5 protein-coding genes are annotated in these 5,562 nt (G+C 70.4%); 1 reads left to right on the forward strand and 4 read right to left on the reverse strand.

Annotated elements, in window-relative coordinates; genetic code table 11:
• On the reverse strand, positions 1 to 424 hold a 424-nt coding region (murJ, locus tag MKL20_RS01635; protein ID WP_279594463.1), incomplete at its 3' end, for a murein biosynthesis integral membrane protein MurJ.
• A 378-nt stretch (positions 425 to 802) separates the two neighbouring features.
• The gene (locus MKL20_RS01640; RefSeq protein WP_243963784.1) at positions 803 to 1,402 is read right to left on the reverse strand and encodes a superoxide dismutase; all 600 of its coding nucleotides are present in this window, start codon (positions 1,400 to 1,402) and stop codon (positions 803 to 805) included.
• 390 nt (positions 1,403 to 1,792) lie between these two features.
• Here MKL20_RS01640 and MKL20_RS01645 point away from each other — a divergent pair, with 390 nt between their 5' ends.
• On the forward strand, positions 1,793 to 2,647 hold the full coding sequence (locus MKL20_RS01645) for a hypothetical protein (RefSeq protein WP_244035214.1): 855 nt from the start codon (positions 1,793 to 1,795) through the stop codon (positions 2,645 to 2,647).
• 13 nt (positions 2,648 to 2,660) lie between these two features.
• Here MKL20_RS01645 and MKL20_RS01650 read toward each other — a convergent pair whose 3' ends face one another.
• The gene (locus tag MKL20_RS01650) at positions 2,661 to 4,376 is read right to left on the reverse strand and encodes an HWE histidine kinase domain-containing protein (RefSeq protein WP_244035215.1); all 1,716 of its coding nucleotides are present in this window, start codon (positions 4,374 to 4,376) and stop codon (positions 2,661 to 2,663) included.
• A 142-nt stretch (positions 4,377 to 4,518) separates the two neighbouring features.
• The gene (locus tag MKL20_RS01655) at positions 4,519 to 5,253 is read right to left on the reverse strand and encodes a tRNA (guanine(46)-N(7))-methyltransferase TrmB (RefSeq protein WP_244035216.1); all 735 of its coding nucleotides are present in this window, start codon (positions 5,251 to 5,253) and stop codon (positions 4,519 to 4,521) included.
• Positions 5,254 to 5,562: the final 309 nt, after the last annotated feature.

Here is a 5,562-nt window from a genome sequence, read left to right on the forward strand (position 1 = left end):
CCAGGGTCATGAACAGCAGGTACGGGAAGGTGATCCGGGTCAGCGCCACCGCGAGCTGGAAGCGCTCGCCATCCTCGGCAAAGCCCGGCGCCAGGGCGTGGACCACCCAGGGCATCGCCGGCAGGGCGAGGTTCAGCAGCACCAGCTGCACGATCAGCATCAGGGTGAAGACGCGGTCGGCGAAGTGATGCGCCGCCCCGGAGGCGCCCGCCTCGGCGAGCCCGGCATAGGCCGGCACGAAGGCGGTGTTGAACGCGCCCTCGCCGAAGATCGCGCGGAAATGGTTCGGCAGCCGGAACGCGACCACGAAGGCGTCGGCCATGGGCCCGGCGCCCATCACGGCGGCCATCACCACGTCCCGGGCGAAGCCGGTGACGCGCGAGACCAGGGTCCAGCCGCCCACCGAGAGGATGGAGCGGATCATGGACGGCAAACCTCCCTCCCCCCTCTGCGGGGGAGGGTGGCCACGTATTGCCTCGCGAAGACCGCGACGAGCCCCCTCTCCCGTGCGGGAGAGGGTTGGGGTGAGGGACCAGGTCTTTCCGGAGAGGTCGCACCCCTCACCCTGTCCCTCTCCCGCACGGGAGAGGGGACCCGTGCCTCGTCCGGCAATGTCTGAATCAGGTTTCCCGCAGAGCAGGAAGAGGGCGAAGAGAGAGTCGTCGCGTTGGGAAGATGGGAAGGAATGGCCGGACCCTTCTGCACCGGGTCATCCGGCAACGGGCGCATCAAGAGCCGGTTTCGGCCGCTACCTCAAGGGGGCGCCGCGGACACGATCGGCCCGCGGCACCCCTCAGCTGGATCAGGCGGTCGCTTCGCCGTACAGCTTCTCGACGTACTCCCAGTTCACTAGGTTCTCGATGAACGCCTTGAGGTAGTCGGGCCGGCGGTTGCGGTAATCGATGTAGTAGGAGTGCTCCCACACGTCGACGCCCAGGATCGGCTTCGCGCCGTGGACCAGCGGGTTCTCGCCGTTGGGGGTCTTCAGGATCGCGAGCTTGCCGTCCTTGACAGCGAGCCAGGCCCAGCCCGAGCCGAACTGGCCGATTCCCGCCTGGATGAAGTCCGCCTTGAACTTCTCCGCGCCGCCGAGATCCTCGTCGATCTTCTTGGCGATCGTGCCGGGAATCGCGCCGCCGCCGTTGGGCTTCATCCAGTTCCAGAAGTGGAGGTGGTTGAAGTGCTGGCCGGCATTGTTGAAGAGCGGCTGATTCGTGTTGTAGGCGGCCTTGACGATCTCCTCGACGCTCTTGCCCTGAAGATCCGTGCCCTCGAGCAGCTTGTTGCCGGTATCGACATAGGCCTTGTGGTGCTTGTCGTGGTGAAACTCGAGGGTTTCCTTCGACATGTACGGCCCGAGCGCGTCGTAGGCGTAGGGCAGTTCCGGCAGCGTGAAGGTCATTGGCTCTGTCTCCGCTTGGAGCACGATGCGGACAAACCGGAGCCCGGCCTTCCGAGATCATCGTGCGATAACAATGGGCTGGAGCCTGCCGTGCTTCGCGAGAAACAGCGGCCCGCGCCAGCCTTGGGCGGCCTCGTCCCCGGCGGGGGCTTCCGGGTCACGATCAGCTAGGTAAGTCGGTGCCCGCGCGACGGCAACGCCGCTGCGGCCAGGCTTGGCGCGAAGTTCCGGCGGATGCGGGCACCGCCGCCGCGGAGATCCGGCCCGACGATGCGTGAGAACCGGTATCCCGGGCATTCTCGCCACCGGGTTTTGCAATATGACCGCAAGGCCTTACTGTGCGGCACGCCGTAAGCGTCGGCGGTTAGCCGGCCCGTTTCAGAGAGTAACATGATCGCTGCGCTGTTCGCGCTCGCCGCCGCCATGGCCATCGGGGGCTGCGCCGCCGTGATCCAGGGCTTTCCCTATGTGCGTCTGGAGAGCGGCCTCGCGATGGTGATCGCGGGTTCCGTCGCGGCCTCGTCGGGCGCCGTGCTGTTCGGGATCGGCGTGCTCGCCCTCACGTTCCGCCGGGTCGAGCGGGCGGTCGGGCACGGCCCGGCGCTCGCGTCCTCCGAGGCCGGGTCCGTCGCCGAAAGCCAGCCGCGGCTGCCGCCGGTGCTGCCGGCCGCGCCGGCCTTCATCGTGCCGCCGATCGTCGAGCCGGCCTTCGATCCCGAGCGGCCGCGGATCGAGCCCCATCTGAGCCTCGTGGAGGATCGGCCGGACGAGGCCCCGAAGGCCGCCGAGCCGCAGAAGCCTGCCGCGTTGGAATCGGATTTCCCGATCCACGCCTTCCCGTCGACCCCGGTCCCGCAGCAGGAGCCGCCCCGCCGGCACGTCCCGGAGGTGGTCCCCGATCCCGTGGCCGAGCGTAGCCCGGAGGACGACCTGTTCGCCGCGCCCGAAGCGCCCGAAGCGTCCGCGAAGCCCGAGATCCATCCGGATCCCACCCCGGAGCCCGCTCAAGCCCCCCCTGCCCTGCGTCCGAGCCTCGACGCGGCGCCGGACCCCGAGCCAGAGGCGAAGCCGGACACCCGCACCGTGGTCGGGCGCTACGCCTCCGGCGGCAACACCTACGTGATGTTCGAGGACGGCTCGATCGAGGCGGAGACGCCGCAGGGCCGGTTCACCTTCGCGTCGCTCGACGAGCTGAAGGCCTTCGTGGACGGCGGCGGCGAATCCGGAGCGCGCGGCGCCGCCTGACGGGCCCCTCCGGTCAGACCAGCGGGTTGAGGCTGTCGTTGCGCGGCGGGATCGGCGCCCGCATGGTCAGCGAAAACCCTTCGGGATCATAGTCGGTCTCGACCTCGGCCTGGACCTGGGTGATCAGCACCCGCTGCAGCAGGCGCGAGCCGAAGCCCTGACGGCTCGGCGGCCGGACCGGCGGTCCGCCCGATTCGCGCCAGTGGAAGCGCAGGATCCCGGCCGCTCCCCCAGGCTCCAGGGACCAGGTCACCGCGACCCGCCCGGTGCGGTTGGAGAGCGCCCCGTATTTCGCCGCGTTGGTGGTGAGCTCGTGGATCGCCATGCCGATCGGCACCGCGATCTCAGAGGGCAGGTCGATCGCCGGACCGTCGAGGCTGATCCGCCCCTCGGCACCGCCATCGGCCGCGACCTCCGCGTAGGGCTTCAGCTCGCTGAGCAGCAGGTTCGCCAGCGAGGCGGTCTGCCAGGTATCCTCGGTGAGCACGGCGTGGGTGTGGGCGAGCGATTTGATCCGCCCGACGAAGGCCTCATAGAAATCCTCGATGCTGGAGGCGGTGCGCGCCGTGGAGCCCACGATCGCCTGCACGGTGGCCAGCGTGTTCTTCACCCGGTGGTGCAGCTCTCGGATCAGCAGGCTCTGCCGCTCCTCGGCGATCCGCCGGTCGGTCACGTCGGCGACCACGCCGATCAGGCGCCGGGGCAGACGGCCGGGCGCATCGCGCTCGAACCGGCCGGCCATGTCGATGGTGCGCCACGCCCCGTCGGATCTCCGCCGGATCCGGCCGCCGATCTGCAGGATCCCGTCCTCCCGCAGCGCCTTCGAGATCGCGTGCCGGACCGCGGCGCGGTCGTCCGGGTGGAGGATGTCGTTCAGAAACTCGTTCTTGCCGATGGTGCCGTCCTCGGGGGCGTGCCCGAAGATCTCGTACATGTGCTCGTTTTCCCAGATCGCCTGATCCTCGAGCATGTGCCACTCGAAGATGCCGAGCTTGGCGATGGTGGTCGCCACCCGCAGGCGCTGATCGCGCGACAGGATCTCGTCCCTTGCCTCGACCCGGGTGGTGATGTCCTGGACGACGCCGACCATGCCGGCGAGTTCGCCGTCGCGGCCCGGCACGGCCTGGCCGCGCACCCGCAGGATCACGGTGCGCCCGGCCACCGTCACCGGGGTATCGAAATGGTAGGGCTTGCCGGCCCGGCACGCCTCGGTGACGGTCGCGCCCAGGCGCGCGAGTTCCGGATCGGACAGGCCGGTCTTGAGCTCGTCCCACGGCACGGACCGCCCGGGCTGCCGCCCCAGGATCCGGGCCGCCCGGCGCGACAGGGTCAGCAGGCCGCTCGCCCGGTCCCAGCGCCACTCGCCGAGGCCGGCATTCTCCAGCGCCTCGCGGTTCGCCTCGGAATGCGCGGCCGCGTCCGCGTCCACGGTCTCGACCACCAGGGTCCGGCCGGAGCGCCGCACCCGCACGTCGAGCACAGTCCCGTCCGCCCGGCGCCAGGCCTGAATGCCGTCGCCGAGGCCCTCGGGCCGGTCGGCCAGAAACTCCACCGTCGCGCGTCCGGTCAACTGGCCCGGCGGCCAGCCCAGCAGATCGTGCAGGAGCCGGTTGGCGGCGACGATCGTCGCCTCATCCGCCGACAGCACGACGAGGCCGATCGCGGCATCGTCGAAGCCCGCGCGGTACGGGTCGTCCGTCGCCGGGTCTTGACCCACGCTCTCGCCCACTCGGAAACTTCCTCGAACGCGCCGCGGCGCGTTCTCGCACGAGATACCCCCCTGCCGCGGCCCGGACCGCGAAGGCAACTCAGGATGGCGCCCGAGCGTGACCGTTGCAAGGCGTCCCGCCCGGCTGCGGCGACCCGTCCGTTCAGCGCGGGCGGCGTACGAACTCCAGATAGGTGGGGCGCCGGCCCGCCGCCAGCGCCTTCGCCTCGTAGCGGGTCCCGGGCCAGCCCGGGAAGGGCGCGGTCCAGTCGCGGGCCTGTGTCGCCGTCCAGGTCAGGACCGGGCAGCGGGCGGCCCGGACCAGGGTCCAGCCGGCATAATCGTCGATGTCGCTGGCGAACCGGAACAGGCCGCCATCCTTCAGGACCCGGCCGATCTCGGCCAGCGAGGCGTCGGACACGAAGCGGCGCTTGCGCTGGCGGCGCTTCGGCCAGGGGTCGGGATAGAGCAGGTAGACCCGGTCCAGGCAGGCATCCGGCAGGCGCGCCAGCAGGGCGGTCACGTCCTCGTCGCGGATGCGGACGTTGCGTAAGCCCCGCACCTCGATCGCGGCGAGCAGCTTGACCACGCCGTTGACGAACGGCTCGGCCCCGATGATGCCGATCCGGGGATGAGCCTCGGCCTGGGCGGCGAGATGCTCGCCGCCGCCAAAGCCGATCTCCAGCCAGATTTCCTCCGGAGCGCCGCCGAGCGCCGGGAACAGCGTGCGCGGATCGAGCGGCCCATCATCGGGCGGCAGGTCGATGCGCAAGGCCGGCAGCAATTCGGCGAGACGCTGCTCCTGCAAGCCGCGCAGGCGCTTGCCCTTGCGCCGCCCGAAGAAGGCGCGCTCCGGCTCCTCGGCCTCGCGACCGGGTCGTCCGTTCAGGTCAGGCATCGGCTACCAACACGTCGTCCGCGCGCGGGCAGGACGGTTCCAGAGGGCTCACGGCCCCGAAGCAGGGCTCTGCCCTGCACCCGCAAAAGGTCCAAGACCTTTTGAAACCGGGACTCCAAAAAAACGCCAGCGCGCCGTCCCGAATTGGGGACGACGCGCTGGCGGGTCGTTCAACGCTGGAGCGCGGGCCGCCTTACGACAGGGCCGACTTCAGCTTCGAGGCGAGGTCGGTGCGCTCCCAGGAGAAGCCGCCATCGGCCTCCGGGGCGCGGCCGAAATGGCCGTAGGCCGCGGTGCGCGCGTAGATCG

It is taken from the genome of Methylobacterium sp. E-066 (assembly GCF_022829635.1).
Lineage (GTDB): Bacteria > Pseudomonadota > Alphaproteobacteria > Rhizobiales > Beijerinckiaceae > Methylobacterium.

What these genes read in the sequence shown, in the direction of transcription:
- MKL20_RS01640 (WP_243963784.1), bottom strand. Translation starts at nt 1,402, where the DNA reads ATGACCTTCACGCTGCCGGAACTGCCCTACGCCTACGACGCGCTCGGG.
- MKL20_RS01645 (WP_244035214.1), top strand. Translation starts at nt 1,793, where the DNA reads ATGATCGCTGCGCTGTTCGCGCTCGCCGCCGCCATGGCCATCGGGGGC.
- MKL20_RS01655 (WP_244035216.1), bottom strand. Translation starts at nt 5,253, where the DNA reads ATGCCTGACCTGAACGGACGACCCGGTCGCGAGGCCGAGGAGCCGGAG.